Source organism: Arthrobacter globiformis (assembly GCF_030817195.1).
Taxonomy (GTDB): Bacteria; Actinomycetota; Actinomycetes; order Actinomycetales; family Micrococcaceae; genus Arthrobacter; species Arthrobacter globiformis_D.
Map to the genome: position 1 here is coordinate 3,078,891 of NZ_JAUSYZ010000001.1, position 14,522 is coordinate 3,093,412.

Sequence of the window (14,522 nt, forward strand, 5' to 3'; positions counted from 1 at the left end):
GCCATGACAGAAATCGACGCAGCCCGGACCGGGCTGGAGGATGTCGAAGAGGCACTCAAGGATGTCATCGACCCCGAGCTCGGGGTTAACATCGTGGACTTGGGGCTGCTGTACGGCCTGAAGTACTCGGAGGACGACGGCGCACTGCTGATCGACATGACCCTCACCACGGCCGCCTGTCCGCTGACCGACGTGCTCGAGGAGCAGGTCGGCAAGGCGCTTGACGGCGTCGTGGACGAGTGGCGCCTGAACTGGGTGTGGATGCCGCCATGGGGTCCGGAGCGGATCACCGACGACGGCAAGGACCAGATGCGGGCCCTCGGCTTCAACATCTGAAAATCACGGCGGCCGGTCACCTTCCCAGCGAAGGTGGCCGGCCGCCGTCGTTCCCCACCGGCCCCTAACCTCGCAAGCTCGGCCAGGGAACCCCGCCGGCGTGGGCCCACCTCATCGATTGCTCCATAAACGCCCTTCTGACCGTTCAAAAGGGCACTTACGGAGCAGTCGGTGGGGGTTAAAGTGTCGCGGCGCTGAACGTGTCACACTGGTTGATGTCGCCGGTTTTGTAGCCCTGGTAGAACCACTTCTGCCGCTGCGCGCTGGACCCGTGCGTCCAGCCCTCGGGATTGACGCGGCCCGTGGCGGCCTTCTGGATCCGGTCATCGCCGACGGCGGAGGCAGCCGACAGCGCGTCGTTCAGGTCCTTCTGCGTGAGCGGCTCAAGGAACGGCTTGCCGGTCTTCGGGTCCTTCTGCGTGGTGGCGTACCGCGTCCAGAGCCCGGCGTAGCAGTCGGCCTGGAGCTCCACCCTGACAGCGCCGGAATCCGCGCCCTGCGGATCCTGCTGCGCCTTGTCCAGATCTCCGAGGATGTTCTGGATGTGGTGGCCGAACTCATGTGCCACCACGTATTCCTGGGCCAGCGGGCCGCCCGAGGAGCCGAAGCGGGTCACGAGGTCTTGGAAGAACCCGGGATCGAAGTAGGCCGTGGTGTCCGGCGGGCAGTAGAACGGGCCCACCTCGGACGTGGCCGTGCCGCAGCCGGTGCGGGTGGCGCCCTCGAACAGCACAGTCTTCGGCCGCGGGTACTTCACGTTGTAGTCGGCGAGATAGGCCGGCCAGAACACGTTGAGGCTGTTCACCGTCCCGGCAATCCGGCAGTCGAGGTCCTTGTCGGCGTCGGAACCCAGCTTGCACTGAGTGAGGGCCGTTCCCGTGCTCTGGGCGGGCTGTTCCTCGCCGGTGCCCAGGAGTCCGCCCAGCAGCTGCGGGTTGATACCGAACAGGGCCGCAAGGAGCAGGACGACACCGCCGCCGATGCCTCCGCCGATCTTTGTTCCGCGGCCAACTCCACCGCCGCGCCGGTCTTCCACCTGTGATGGGTCCAGCTCGACCCCGTCATTGAAACTCATGTTGTCACAATAGTCTTTGCCACAGGGCCGTGGCCGGTTCAGGCCGGTAAAGTTGGTCCGATGCCTTTTCTCAACAACCTTCAGCGCTGGGCCGACGAACGCCCCGACGACACCGCCGTCGTCGTGGCCGGAAAACGGCTCAGCTGGGCCGAACTGCGCGACGGTGCGCAGGCCGCTGCAGCCCGCAGCACGGCTCCGGTCACAGTCCTCGCCCAGCCCAATTCCACCCGGTTCGCGGTTGATTTCGCCGCTGCCGTAGCCGGTGACCGCCAGTGCGCGGTCCTGGACCCCACGTGGCCAGAATCGCTGCGGGACGAGATCGTTCAGCGGCTCGGCAGCGGGGTTAATCCCGTGCCTGGGAACGCCGGCATTGAATTGGCGGACGGGGATCCAGCGGCCTCATTCCTCATCGGCCTGACCTCCGGCACCACCTCCGTGCCCAAGGCGTTCACCCGCTCCCGGCGCTCCTGGCAGCAGTCCTTCGAAGCCTCCATGGAGTTTTTCGGGCTCAGCCAGCAGGACAAAACCCTGGCGCCGGGTCCGCTGGCTGCCAGCCTCAACCTCTATGCCCTGGCCGAGTGCCTCTACGCCGGCTCTGAGTTCCACACGCTCGAGTCCTTCGACGTCGGCGATGTCCACGCCGCCATCACCCACGACGGGATCACCCGGCTGGTGCTGGTACCCACCATGCTGCGGCTGCTCAGCGAACGCGGCCTGCTGGGCTGCGTGGACGCGTCAGGCGTCCGGACCATCATCTGTGCCGGCTCGAAGCTGGATGCGCGCACGCTCGAGGCGGCCCGCCGGTGGGCCCCGCACGCCACCATCTTCGAGTACTACGGCGCGTCGGAGCTGAGTTTCGTCTCCGGCGCGGGGCTTGCCGCGGGGGAACCGTTCGCCGCCGGAAGCACCGCGATCGGCCGGCCGTTTCCGGGCGTCGAGGTGCGCATCCTTGACGACTCCGGGGCCGAGCTGCCCGACGGGGCGGCAGGCAACATCAGTGTCCAAAGCGGCATGGTCAGCAACGGCTACCTCTGGGGCGACGACGGCCAGGCGCTGCGCTGCTTCGACGGCTGGTTCACCGTGGGGGACCAGGGCTACCTGTCCGGCGGGGTGCTGCACATCCTCGGTCGGCGGGCTGACATGATCATCACCGCAGGCAAGAACGTTTACCCGCACGAGGTGGAGCTGGCGCTGTCCTCGGTGCCGGGAGTCGCGTCGGCGATTGCCGCCGGCATGGACGATGACCTCCGCGGCCAGCGCGTGGTGGCCGGCATTGTCCCGTCCCATGGCGGGGTTACGGCGACGCAGCTCAAGACCGGCCTGGAGGACGTCCTGGCCAAGGACAAGCGGCCGCTGCAGTACTACGCCCTCGACGAGCTTCCAGTGACGGACCGTGGAAAGGTCAGCCGCCGGCTCCTGCTCGACTGGATCGCAGCCCGCGACAGCCGGGTCCGGCACCTTGTCTAAGAGCACCGAGCCCAGCCCGGGGCCCGGATGCCGGGGCTTCCAGCTCCCGGACGACCGGCAGCCGGTGATCATCGCCGCGCTGCGCACACCCGTCTGCCGGGCGAATGGCGCGCTAAAGCACCTGCGCTCCCACGAGCTGCTGGCCCCGGTCCTCACCGCACTGCTTGCCGAAACGGGAGTGGACGCGGGTGAGGTCGCAGACGTCGTCATCGGCAACGCGGTGGGTGCCGGCGGCAACGTCGCGCGGCTCGCGGCCCTTGAAGCCGGCCTGCCCGTCACCGTTCCCGGCCTTACCGTCGACCGGCAATGCGGCTCCGGCCTGGACGCCATCGTCCTCGCCTCGCAGCTTGTCGCCGCCGGTGGCGGCACCTACCTTGCCGGCGGCGTCGAAAGCATCAGCACAGCGCCCCTTCGCGCGCACCGGGACGACGACGGCGAGCCCGCCTTCTTCAGCCGCGCCCAGTTTGCGCCGCACAGCCACGGCGACCCGGACATGGGCGTCGCGGCCGAGAATGTGGCACGGGAGTATGGCATCAGCCGCGCCCGGCAGGACGAGTTTGCGCTGCGCAGCCACCGCAGGGCAGTGGCCGCGCAGGCCAAGGGCACGTTTGCCGGTGAGACCGTGGCGCTGCCGGCTGCTGCTGGATCAGGGCCAGCCGCTTTGGGCGCAGTGACCACCGACGACGGTCCGCGCCCCAAACTCAGCGAAGCCCTCATGGCCCGGTTCCCCGCAGCGTTCGTGGAGTCCGGGACCGTCACCGCCGGAAACTCGTGTTTCGACGCGGACGGCGCCGCCGCCGTCGTCATCACCTCCCTGGCCAGGGCCCGGGAACTGGGCGCTGCCGACGGGCTGGCCGTGCTGGGCACGGAGACGGCGGGAGTGGAGCCGCAGCTGCTGGGCGTAGGTGCCGCAGCGGCCGCCTCAAGGCTGCTGGCATCGCAGGCAGTGGACGCCGCGGACGTGGACCTCGTGGAGTTCAACGAGGCCTTCGCCTCGCAGACCCTCGCTTGCCTGGACCACCTGGGGATTGACGCCCTCCGGGCCAACGCCGACGGCGGTGCGCTGGCTCTGGGGCATGCCTACGGCGCGTCCGGGGCGGTACTGGTCACCCGGCTCCTGGCGCAGGCCCGCCAGGAACCGGGCCAGATAGCGGCAGCCCGGGAACGCCTCGCCCTGGCGATGATCAGCATCGCCGGCGGCATGGGCACCGCGGCGCTGCTCCGCCACATCCGGCTGTAGACGGGACGGAAGCAGCCAAGAACCACCGGGGACCGTAGCGCTACAGAGCCGCCGGGTCCGGGAACAGTTGCTGCCGGAGGTCCTTCTTGCGGATCTTCCCACTGGCCGTGCGCGGCATGTCGTCGACGAACACCACCGTCTTGGGGATCTTGTAGCGCGCGAGCCGGCCGTCGAGGTGTGCCCGGACCTGCTGTTCGGTCAGGCTGGCACCCTCGCGGACCACCACAACGGCGCGCGGCACTTCACCCCATTTGTCGTCCGGAACACCGATCACCGCGACACTCCCCACGGCGTCGATCTCGGCGATGGCCTGCTCCACCTCGGCCGGGTAGATGTTCTCGCCGCCGGAAATGATCATGTCCTTGAGCCGGTCCGAAACAAAGACAAACCCGTCCTGGTCCCGGTAGCCCATGTCTCCGGACTTGAACCAGCCGCCGTCGGCGTAGGACCCGGCGGTGGCGTCCGGCCGGTTCCAGTATTCGCGGATGACATTGGGGCCCTTGATCTGGATTTCGCCCACGGTGCCCTGCTGGACCGGACCGCCGGCGGGGTCGGCGATCCGCACTTCGGTGAAGAAGTGCGGCAGGCCGGAGGAGCCTGCCTTGTCCCGGGACCGGGAGGCGGGCAGGGTGGTGGCACCCGGGGCGGTTTCCGTCATGCCGTAGCCGTTCGAGAAACGCAGTCCCCGGGCCTCGTAGGCTTCCAGGACCCGCAGGGGGACGGCGGACCCGCCGCAGGTGAGCTTGTTCAGGGAGGTGATGTCCGACGTCGGCCATTCCGGATGCTCGCAGAGCATCTGGTAGGTGGTGGGCACCCCGCTGATGGTGGTCACCCGGTGGCGTTCGATGAGCTGCAGGGTCCGCTGCGGATCGAACCTGGGCTCGAGGATCACGGTTCCGCCCTTGAGCAGGGTGGGCAGGACACCCATGTCCAGCGACGCCACGTGGAACATCGGGGAGATCATCAAGGCAACGTCGGTGGAGGCGAAGTCGAAATCGGTGATGACGTTGATGCAGTTCCAGGTGATGTTTCCGTGCGTGAGCAGGGCGCCTTTGGGGTTGCCGGTGGTTCCGGACGTGTAAAGGATCATGGCGCCGTCGTCCAGGGTGACCGGCTCGTCCATGGGCTCGCTGCTGCCCGATGCCACGACGGCTTCATAGTCCTCGGCTGCTGCATGCGCGTTGGGCACGGGACCGTTGCCAACCCCCGTGCCATCCCCGACGGCGATAAGCCGTCTGAGCGCTGTCCCCTCGGCAGCCGCCCGGGCCAGGGTACCCAAGTCCCCGGCGTAGACCAAAGCGGCGGCGGAGCAGTCCTCCAGCTGGAACCTGATTTCCGGCGGTGCGAGCCGGGTGTTCAGGGGAACGAAGATCGCGCCCAGCTGGCCGCACGCGAAGAGGGTCTCCAGGAAGGCGGGGTGGTTCTCGCCGAGGTAGGCCACCCTGTCGCCCCTGGCCACGCCGCGGTCCCGCAGGGCGTTGGCGAGCCGGCAGCTGCGGTCGGCGAACTGTTCATAGCTGAGTTTCCGGTCCCCGGCGATGAGCGCCGTCTTGTCCCCGGATTTCGGGCGGCGCCGTTGCAGCCACGAGCCGATGCCAAAATTTTCCATCGAGCATCCTTTCTTGTCTCAAACTAGTCCTTGCGCGGCTGCTTAGAGCCGGGCGGACTCCAAATCGTTGTTCTTGGGTTCCCGGGTAAGCAGGATGAAGATGATGGACACCACGGACATTCCGGCCAGGTACAGGGCCACGGAGCCGGTGTTCTGGCCCGAGTCCTTGAAAATCTGCGCCACGATGCCGGGCGTGAAGCCCGCACCCAGAAGCGTTGCAAGCTGGTAGCCGAGGGACGCGCCGGTGTAGCGGGAGGTGGTGGCGAACTGTTCGGAGACGAACGCCGCCATGGGTCCAAACAGGGTGGAGTGGATCATCAGCCCGATAGTGAAGGCCACGAAGATCAGGAAGATGTTGTTCGAGGACAGCAGCTGGAACATCGGCACGAGGTAGAGGATGAAGAGGACCAGCCCGCCGATCATCACCGGCCGGCGGCCCAGCCGGTCCGAGAGCCTGCCGCCCAGGACCACGAACGCAATGGAGATGAGCGAGGCGGCGGCGAAGGCGTACAGCACGCCCTGCCGTTCGGCGCCCTTGGAGACGGCGAAGGTCACCGAGAAGGTTGCCATCACCACCTGCAGGGCAAAGCCGGCGGCTCCGGCGAGCATGGTGAAGACCAGCGTCCGGGGGCGGCGCAGGACCTGCAGCAGGGGAAAGCGCGCGGCCGCGGTGCCGGTGGAGTCCTTGCTCTTTGCCAGCGCTTCCTGCTCGATGGCCGCCCTGAAGATGGGGCTCTCGGAGACCTTGAGCCGGACGAACATCCCGACGATCAACAGGACGAACGAGAGCAGGAACGGCACCCGCCAGCCCCAAGAGAGAAACTGCTCGTTGGGCAGGGCGGCGAAGGCGCCCATGATGAGGGTGCCCAGGACGGCTCCCGAGGGTGCGCCCGCGTTGACGAAGGAGGCCGCGAAGCCGCGCCGTCCGGACTCGGAATGCTCCAGTGCCATCAACGCCGCTCCGCCCCATTCGCCGCCCACGGCGATGCCCTGGAACACGCGGAGGATCACCAGCAGGACGGCGCCCCACGGGCCGGCCACCGAAGCGTCGGGAATGACGCCGATCAGGGTGGAGGCCACGCCCATGACCGCCATGGAAACGATCAGCATCCCCTTGCGGCCCACCCTGTCACCGAAGTGTCCGAAGATGATGCCGCCGAGGGGCCGGGCCACATAGCCGGCGGCGAAGGTCCCGTAGGCGGCCACAACGCCCACCCAGTCGTCGAGCCCGGAGAAGAAGACTTTAGGGAAGACCACCGCGGCGGCGGTGGCGTAGAGCAGGAAGTCGTAGTACTCGATGGTGCTGCCCAGATAGCTGGAGGCGATGACGGTGCGGGCTTCCCTGCGCCGGGCCGTCACATCCATGGTCTGAAGCTGCGAAGTTTGGGACATCGTTGTTCCTTACTGCACGTGCGGGTGGGGGGAGGTTTACAGAAGCGGGCTACTTGTAGGAACGGCTTACTTGTAGAAGCGGGCGAGGAATTCGGCCACGACGGCGGGGCGCTCCTGGCCTTCAATCTCGATGGTGTTGGACACCTTGATCTGGGCGCCGCCCTTGACCTCGGTAACCTCGGCGATGGTGGCCCGCATGCGGATCCGGGAACCCACCTTCACCGGGGACGTGAACCGGACCTTGTCCAGGCCGTAGTTGACCTTGGTGGTGACGCCGTCGACGTCGAACAGCTCGCCCCAGAACGGGATGATGAGCGAGAGCGTGAGGAAGCCGTGCGCGATCGGGGCGCCGAACGGGCCGTCCTTGGCGCGCACGGGGTCCACGTGGATCCACTGGTCGTCGCCCGTGGCGTCGGCGAATTTGTTGATCTGTTCCTGGGTGATTTCGCGGTATTCCGTGACGCCGAGGTCGGTGCCGGCGAGGGTGAGCAGTTTGTCGAAGTCGACGACGAGGTTGGGCATGTGATGCCTCCTTGGGTGATGGTTTTCGGTTGCTTTGGGGTTGCGGAAGTCCGACGGCGGTGCGGTGCTGCCGCCGTCGGGTTTGGGTTGGTGGTGCTTCAGTTAGCGGGTGAAGGCACTTTCGCCGGTGAGGGCGCGGCCGATGATGAGGGCGTTGATGTCGTGGGTGCCTTCGTAGGAATAGACGGCTTCGGCGTCGGCGTGGAAACGGGCGACGTCGGCGGCGAGCGTGATGCCGTTGCCGCCCACCACTTCGCGGGCCAGTGCGACGGTGTCGCGCATGAACAGGCTGGTCTGCATCTTGGCCAGGGCGGAGTCCTGGTCCCGATAGATGCCCTTGGCCTGCTGTTCGGTCAGCCGGACCACGAGGGACAGGCTGGCCGTGATGTTGCCGAGCATCCGGGCGAGCTTTTCCTGGACCAGCTGGAAGGAGCCGAGCGGGCGGCCGAACTGGCTGCGCCCGGTGACGTACCGGAGGGCCGCTTCGAATGCCCCGGCCTGGATGCCGGTGGCGATCCAGGCGACGTCCGAGCGCATCGCCCGGAGCATCGCTGCGACATCGCGGAACGAGTTCACGTTGTGCAGCCGCATGGCTTCGGGCACGCGCACGCCGTCGAGCGTGATGTGGGCATTCTGCATCATCCGCAGCGAGGTCTTCCCGTGGATCTTTTCCAGGGAGACGCCGTCCGCGGTCCTGTCCACGACGAAGGCTTTGACCTGTCCGTCGGCGGTGTCGCGGGCGAACACGGCAAGGACGTCCGCGGTAGAGGCACCGCCGATCCAGCGCTTGGCACCGTCCAGAATCCAGCTGCCGTCGCTTTCCCGGCGGGCCGTGGTGGACAGGCCGCCGGCGATGTCCGAGCCGTGCTCGGGCTCGGTCAGGGAGAAGACGCCTTTGAACGAGAAGTCGATGACCTTCGGCATCCACTCGGCCTGCTGCTCCGTCGAGGCGCCCACCCGGATGGCGGTGCGGAACAGGCCCGCCTGGGCGGTGTACCAGGTGGCCAGCGACGCGTCAGTGCGGGCGAGCTCGAAGATCCGGAAGCCCTGGTAGATGCCGCGGGCGGGCGCCTGGAATGGCTCCATGAGATTGAGGTCGATGAGCGGCTGCGCCAGCTGCTCCGGGAATTCGCCGCGCTCCCAGTAGTCGGCCAGCAGGGGCTTGGCCTGGCGGTCCAGGAAGTCCCGGAGCCGTGCGAGGACCTGGCGCTCCTCGACTGTGAGGAGCGCTTCGGCGTCGTACCAGTCAGCCACCGCGTAGAGCCGGTCCTGCGCTGCCGTCCCGCCGTCCTGCCCGATGTCCTCTTGCGTTTGGGCACCTAAGGCGGCTGCCGCCGTCGTCGTCATCTCAGGCCCCCAAACCGAGAAGCCGGACGGCGTTGTGCTTGAGGATCTTCGGCCGCACCTCGTCCTTCAGGGGCAGGTCCGCGAAGGCACCCAGCCACTTCTGCGGCGTGATGAGCGGGAAATCAGTGCCGAAGAGGACCTTGTCCTGCAGGAACGAGTTGGACGCCTTCACCAGCGACTCCGGGAAGTATTTGGGCGACCAGCCGGAGAGGTCGATGAACACATTCGCCTTGTGCGTGGCGATGGAGTTGGCCTCGTCCTGCCAGGGCACCGAGGGGTGGGCCATGATGATCTGCAGCCCCGGGAAATCTGCGGCAACGGCGTCCAGCAGCAGCGGGTTGGAGTAGGCAAGCTTGATGCCGTATCCGCCGGGCAGCCCGGCGCCCATGCCGTTCTGCCCGGTGTGGAAAATGGCGGGCAGGCCAAGTTCCTGGAGCGTTTCCCAAAGCGGGTAGAAGCGCTCGTTGGAGGGGTCGAAGCCCTGCAGGCTGGGGTGGAACTTGAAGCCCCGGGCGCCCAGTTCAACGCCCTGGTGCTTGGCGCCGGCGATCGCGTCCTCGCCGGTGCGGGGGTCGACGCTGCCAAAGGGGATGAGGACGTCGTTGTTCCGGGCGGCGCCGGCGATCAGTTCGGGAATGCTGTTGGGCTCGTGCTTGAGCTGGGTCCGCGCGTCCACGGTGAAGACGACGGCGGCCATGTTCAGTTCGCGGTAGACCTCGGCGATGCGGTCCAGGGACGGGGTGCGGTCCTCGGCCTTGAAGTACTTCGCCGAGGCCTCGGTCAGGGCTTCAGGCAGGGAGCCGTGGCCGCAGCTGTCCACTTCGAGGTGAACGTGCATGTCGATCGCGTCGAGCTTTGCAGCATCGATGCCCGGTTCATAGCGGGTGGTGGCCATGTCAGCGGACCTGCGCCGGTTCGGGCTGGACGGGTTCGGGCTGGACCGGCCGGGACTCGGGCTGCAGCTCTGCCGGGAGCGGCAGGAACTCCTCACCAACGCTCTGCAGGGTTTCCTGGTTGAAGAGGGTTCCGGCCTTCCCGCGCAGCGCCTCGTAGCTCCAGCCGCCGTCGCGGTATTCGGTGGTGGCCGCGGTCGGGTGCGTCCAGACCTGCAGGCGGTCCCCGCCCGCGCCGATGGCCTGGCCGGTGATGCCGGCGGCCTCGTCGGAGGCAAGGAAGGCAATCAGGCCGGCCACGTCGTCGGCCGTTCCGAAGCCCAGGTCGTGGCGGAAGAAGGACGGCATGGTCTCCCCGCGCTCGTCCGCCTCCACAGCCTTCTGAAAGTAGGGGACTGTCTTGGTCATGGCGGTGGCGGCCACCGGGATGACGGCGTTGGCGGTGACGCCTGCCTTCTTCATTTCCAGGGCCCATGTCCGCACCATGCCGACGATGCCGGCCTTGGCAGCCGCGTAGTTGGTCTGGCCGAAGGTGCCGCGCTGGCCGGTAGGGGAGCCGATGGTGATGATGCGGCCGGAAACGCCATTTTCCTTGAAGTAGGCGAAGGCCTCGCGGACACAGGTGAAGGTGCCGCGGAGGTGGACGTTGATGACGGCGTCGAAGTCCTCGTCGGTCATCTTCAGCAGGCTCTTGTCGCGGAGGATGCCCGCGTTGGTGACCAGGATGTCGAGGCGGCCAAAGGCGTTGACCGCGGCCTGGACCAGTTGCTTGGCAACCTCCGAGCTGCCGACGGGAGCGACGACGGCGGCCGCCTTACCGCCGTCGGCCTCGATGGTCCGGACGGCTTCCGCCGCGACGTCGGCGTCAACGTCGTTGATGACGACGGCGGCGCCTTGGCGGGCGAGTTCCCGGGCATAGGCCAGGCCCAGCCCCCGGCCGCTCCCTGTGACGATTGCTACTTTGCCTGACAGGCTCATTGCTGCTCCTTTGCTAGCCGATCGTGCATCCTTGCCTCCGGCATGGGATGCTGTTCTGTATCAATGAAAATCTGGATAGTTGAAAATGTCAATGATTAATTTCGTTCATTATTGGAGGATCCATGACTGAGACGGTGACGGGGCAGCCCGCCCCCGCGGCGGACAAGCTTGTTCCGGCCTCCATCAGCAGCGACGCCGGCTTTCTCCTGGCGAAGCTCCATGCCGCGGGATCGGTGGTTAATAATCGGGCGCTGGAGGAGCATGACCTCAAGGAGCGCTCGTATTCAGTGCTGGCCCTGGCCGCGAGCGGCCTTGAACCGAGCCAGCGCGAGATGGCTGATTTTCTCAGCCTGGACCCCAGCCAGATCGTCTCCCTGGTGGATGACCTGGAGAAGCGCGGCCTGGTGCTGAGGGCGCCCGGCCGGCAGGACCGGCGGGCCAAGATCGTGACGGCGACCCCCGAGGGGCAGAAGCTGTTCGCCGCAGCTACGAAGTCGACCCGCCGGGCCGAGTCGGAGGCGCTGGACCGACTGGACCGGGAGGAAGTGGCCGAGCTGAAGCGCCTGCTCCGCAAGGCGCTGTGGCCCAGCCTGGAGGGATAGCGGAGCAGGCGCTCACGGACCCTTACTGTCCGGGCGTCCAGTCGCGATCGTTGATGAACTCGGCCGGGCGGAATTCCACGTAGTTGGCGCCGTCCAGTTTCAGCGACGTTGCGGTCGCCTGCAGATCGGCGGTGGTGGCCCCGGAGTCCCAGTGGCCGGTTTGGAGCCGCTGGTCCATGGCGTCGATGGCGGCCACATTCTCGGCCACTGTGAAGTTGCAGTGCCCTGCCCGGCTGACGAAGGCCTGGCGGAACAGGGCGTTTTTGCCCGCCTGACGAACTGTTTCTGCGTACTCTTCCTGGTATTCGATGGGGGCCAGGAGATCCACCGTGGTGTGGGTGGCCAGCAGCGGCACCTGAAGCTCGCCGGTGGGGGTGGAGGTCCGGAGCATCCACTGGAGACCCTGACTGCTGGGCTCGATGTCGGCGTTGGCCGTGAGCGTGGAAAGGTCGCCGTTCAGGTTCAGGCCGGCCTTGCCGTACATGTGCTCCACCAGTTGGCGCTGAGCTGAGGACTGCAGGAGTTTTGAGTAGTCGACGCCCGCAGTCCAGCCGCTGTCGCCACCGGCGGCGTTGACGATCGCGTGGCGCCGTTCGATCACCGTGGGGAGTGTGTCGAGGACCAGCTTTCCCTGGGCCGCTGCCAGCGCGTCCGGGCTGTTCGCGTCAACCCCGTCGAGTTCGGTAGGGGTATTCAGGAGCGCGGCCACCAGTGCGAGCCTTGCCCGGCCTTCCGGGGATGCGCTGGCGTGTTGCAGGGCTGCTTTCAGCGCGGCAATGGTCTCGGCAGACTCCTCCGGGGTGGTGAAGCCGGTGAGGCGGATGTCCTGCCCGGGAAGGAGAAGTTGCGCCGCAGCGTAGGCCGCATCGAGCTGGTAGTTGTTCAGCGCAACGCCGCCGCCCACCAGGCCGCAGGTGCTGACGGCGCCGTCGATGCCGGAGTCCGGGATTTCCGCCATCATGCTCGTCACGAGGCCTCCCATGGACCGTCCGACGGCGATGACCCGGCCTGCCTTGCCGAAGTGCTCCTCGAAAGCTGCCAGGGTGCCGAGTTGGTCCTGGGCTGCGGTCTGGAGGGCCCAGCCGGTGGTGGCGTAGGACGAGGACGCGACGGCGTAGCCCCGTGCCACCAGCTGGCTGGCCGTGGGGGCGAATCCTGCGTCCCAGGCGGGGTTGGCAGGTCCCGGGCGGAAGCCATGGGCAAAGAGGACCAGCTTCCCGTTCCAGTTCGCAGGCACCTCGGCCCGCCACGCTGCCCCGCCCGGAAGGATACCGGTGGGGACGGCGGGGGTTGCTGTCGATGGCGTGGCTGCCGCGAGCGACGGCGCCGAAGCATCCGCGCGCGGCTGGGCTGCCAAGGCGGCCGGGGATGCGGAGGCTGCAGCGAGGAGGGCGGCAAGGGCTGATGTCGAAGCGATGGTGCGGCAGCTTTGGCGCAGTGTACGGGTCATTCGGGCAACCTCTGTCAGTCGAAGTAAACTTGAATCGGACAACTAATGCTTATCTTAATGATTGATATTGTCAATGAATTTACAATTCGGCCAACTGAACTCCGACCAACCGGTCGTCAAAGGCCGCCATCGGGCGTCCTTCGCCGCGGGCCTGGGCATGTACCATCGCTGGTTTACGTGCTGCTGGTGAACCTGCTGTAGCTGTCTCCAGCCGGGCTGGTCTCGTAGTGTTTGGTAAATGACGGGGGAACGCACGGGGTGGGTCGAAGTACCGGGGGCCGATATCTACTGGGAGGCTTGGGGGAATCCCGCGGGAATTCCCGTACTCTTCCTCCATGGTGGACCTGGCGCCCCCTTGGGCCGGGGATACCGCATGCTGCATGATGCTGCACGGTTCTGGACCATTGGGCTTGACCAGCGCGGTTGCGGTAGAAGCAAACCGTTCGTGCAGGACGACCTGGCCAATTTGTCCGCGAACACCACACAGGCCCTGATCGACGACATCGAAGCCGTCCGCAGGCATCTTGGGGTGGAAAAATGGATCGTTACCGGGGGCTCCTGGGGAAGCACTCTGGCCCTGGCCTACGCCCTCGAACATCCCACTAGCGTGCATGGAATCGCCGTAGCGGCGGTGACCACCACAAGCCGTGATGAAGTCCAGTGGATTACGGAGGGCGTGCGGCGGATCTTCCCCGAAGCCTGGGAAGAGTTCGCGGAGGCAGCCAAATGCAGGCCAGGGGAGCGGGTCGTGGAGGCGTACGCCCGCCGCCTCGCCGGCGAGGACCGGGAGGATGCCGAGGCGGCAGCTCTGGCTTGGGACCGATGGGAATCGACGCACATTTCCCTGGATCCGCTCTGGCAGCCAGGCGCCATGTTTGATGACGTCCGCGAGCGCATGACCTTCGCCATCCTGGTCACGCACTACTGGTCCCATGACGCCTTCCTCTGTGGCGAACAGACCATCATGGATAGGATTCACCAGCTCAACGGGATCCCCGGCTATCTCATCCACGGTCGGCGCGACGTAAGCGGGCCCGTCATCACGCCCTGGAAACTTCATCAGCGCTGGGCAGGCAGTCGGCTCATCGTCATCGAGAACGAAGGGCACGGTGGCCCGGAATCGGTGGCCGCGCTTGTCGACGGCGTCAAAGAAATCGCTGCTGGTCTGCCCTAAGCGGATAGACAACGGGGCCTAACAGAACCGGACATCGTGTTTTAGGCTTACTCCACAGCTCGCGCCTGTCCGTCGCGTGCTGAATGAAGAGAGGGAGAACCTATGCAGCCGGACCTTGGCCAGCGCGCCGCGAACGAGCACGCCGACGCGGCACAGTCCCTTCTTTCCGCCGCCGAGCAGGCCCTCTCAGGCGCCGATGTCGACGCCGAACTGCAGATCAGGCTGGCCCAGGCGCATGCCACCCTGGCCCTCGCATTCGAAACGCGCGCCGCGGCCTATGACACACGGACTGCCGCGTACGTCGGATATCTGGCGACGTTGAAATCGGAAGCTCGATCGGACAAGAAGCAGCACGCCGCCGTCGTCGCGAAGCTTGTCCGCGACCGCCTCGGCTTCGAAGCCGAGTAGGCGGCGGCCCAGGGCGAGGCCAAGGAGGC

General features: G+C 66.9%; 14 protein-coding genes. 6 read left to right on the forward strand and 8 right to left on the reverse strand.

Annotation, left to right across the window (positions count from 1 at the left end):
* Positions 1-3 precede the first annotated feature (3 nt).
* Positions 4-336 (forward strand): metal-sulfur cluster assembly factor, encoded by a 333-nt coding sequence (locus QF036_RS13870; RefSeq protein ID WP_003798940.1) that lies wholly within the window; start codon positions 4-6, stop codon positions 334-336.
* A 178-nt stretch (positions 337-514) separates the two neighbouring features.
* Here the strand turns inward: QF036_RS13870 and ypfJ are convergent, their stop codons facing one another.
* Positions 515-1,411 carry a KPN_02809 family neutral zinc metallopeptidase gene (gene ypfJ / locus QF036_RS13875; RefSeq protein WP_307102716.1) on the reverse strand — a complete coding sequence of 299 codons (897 nt, stop codon included), beginning with the start codon at positions 1,409-1,411 and terminating at the stop codon, positions 515-517.
* A gap of 60 nt (positions 1,412-1,471) precedes the next feature.
* On the opposite strand from ypfJ, the gene QF036_RS13880 reads away from it, so the two are divergent.
* Together QF036_RS13880 and QF036_RS13885 are read left to right on the forward strand one after the other, a co-directional pair.
* Complete coding sequence (locus tag QF036_RS13880) at positions 1,472-2,878, forward strand: class I adenylate-forming enzyme family protein (RefSeq protein ID WP_307102718.1); 1,407 nt, start codon at positions 1,472-1,474, stop codon at positions 2,876-2,878.
* On the forward strand, positions 2,871-4,118 hold the full coding sequence (locus QF036_RS13885) for a thiolase family protein (RefSeq protein WP_307102720.1): 1,248 nt from the start codon (positions 2,871-2,873) through the stop codon (positions 4,116-4,118). Before QF036_RS13880 ends, QF036_RS13885 begins: the two co-directional genes overlap by 8 nt.
* A gap of 40 nt (positions 4,119-4,158) precedes the next feature.
* Here the strand turns inward: QF036_RS13885 and menE are convergent, their stop codons facing one another.
* From menE to QF036_RS13915, 6 genes are all read right to left on the reverse strand, one after another.
* Positions 4,159-5,727, reverse strand: a complete 1,569-nt coding sequence (menE, locus tag QF036_RS13890) for an o-succinylbenzoate--CoA ligase (RefSeq protein ID WP_307102721.1) — start codon at positions 5,725-5,727, stop codon at positions 4,159-4,161.
* Positions 5,728-5,769: 42 nt separating this feature from the next.
* Positions 5,770-7,119, reverse strand: a complete 1,350-nt coding sequence (locus tag QF036_RS13895) for an MFS transporter (protein WP_307102723.1) — start codon at positions 7,117-7,119, stop codon at positions 5,770-5,772.
* A 66-nt stretch (positions 7,120-7,185) separates the two neighbouring features.
* Positions 7,186-7,641 (reverse strand): MaoC family dehydratase, encoded by a 456-nt coding sequence (locus QF036_RS13900; protein WP_307102725.1) that lies wholly within the window; start codon positions 7,639-7,641, stop codon positions 7,186-7,188.
* Between the two features lie 102 nt (positions 7,642-7,743).
* Complete coding sequence (locus tag QF036_RS13905) at positions 7,744-8,988, reverse strand: acyl-CoA dehydrogenase family protein (protein WP_307102727.1); 1,245 nt, start codon at positions 8,986-8,988, stop codon at positions 7,744-7,746.
* A 1-nt stretch (position 8,989) separates the two neighbouring features.
* Entirely contained in the window at positions 8,990-9,883 is an 894-nt protein-coding gene (locus QF036_RS13910; RefSeq protein ID WP_307102729.1) for an amidohydrolase family protein, read from the reverse strand.
* 1 nt (position 9,884) lies between these two features.
* On the reverse strand, positions 9,885-10,859 hold the full coding sequence (locus tag QF036_RS13915; protein WP_307102731.1) for an SDR family NAD(P)-dependent oxidoreductase: 975 nt from the start codon (positions 10,857-10,859) through the stop codon (positions 9,885-9,887).
* A gap of 122 nt (positions 10,860-10,981) precedes the next feature.
* Here QF036_RS13915 and QF036_RS13920 point away from each other — a divergent pair, with 122 nt between their 5' ends.
* Positions 10,982-11,461, forward strand: coding sequence for a MarR family winged helix-turn-helix transcriptional regulator (locus QF036_RS13920; protein WP_307102733.1), 480 nt, complete (start codon positions 10,982-10,984; stop codon positions 11,459-11,461).
* Between the two features lie 22 nt (positions 11,462-11,483).
* On the opposite strand, the gene QF036_RS13925 is transcribed toward QF036_RS13920, so the two are convergent.
* Positions 11,484-12,911 carry an alpha/beta hydrolase family protein gene (locus QF036_RS13925; protein WP_307102734.1) on the reverse strand — a complete coding sequence of 476 codons (1,428 nt, stop codon included), beginning with the start codon at positions 12,909-12,911 and terminating at the stop codon, positions 11,484-11,486.
* Positions 12,912-13,149: 238 nt separating this feature from the next.
* Here QF036_RS13925 and QF036_RS13930 point away from each other — a divergent pair, with 238 nt between their 5' ends.
* Both QF036_RS13930 and QF036_RS13935 read left to right on the forward strand, forming a co-directional pair.
* On the forward strand, positions 13,150-14,085 hold the full coding sequence (locus QF036_RS13930; protein ID WP_307102736.1) for an alpha/beta fold hydrolase: 936 nt from the start codon (positions 13,150-13,152) through the stop codon (positions 14,083-14,085).
* Positions 14,086-14,187: 102 nt separating this feature from the next.
* Positions 14,188-14,493 (forward strand): hypothetical protein, encoded by a 306-nt coding sequence (locus tag QF036_RS13935; RefSeq protein WP_003798913.1) that lies wholly within the window; start codon positions 14,188-14,190, stop codon positions 14,491-14,493.
* Positions 14,494-14,522: the final 29 nt, after the last annotated feature.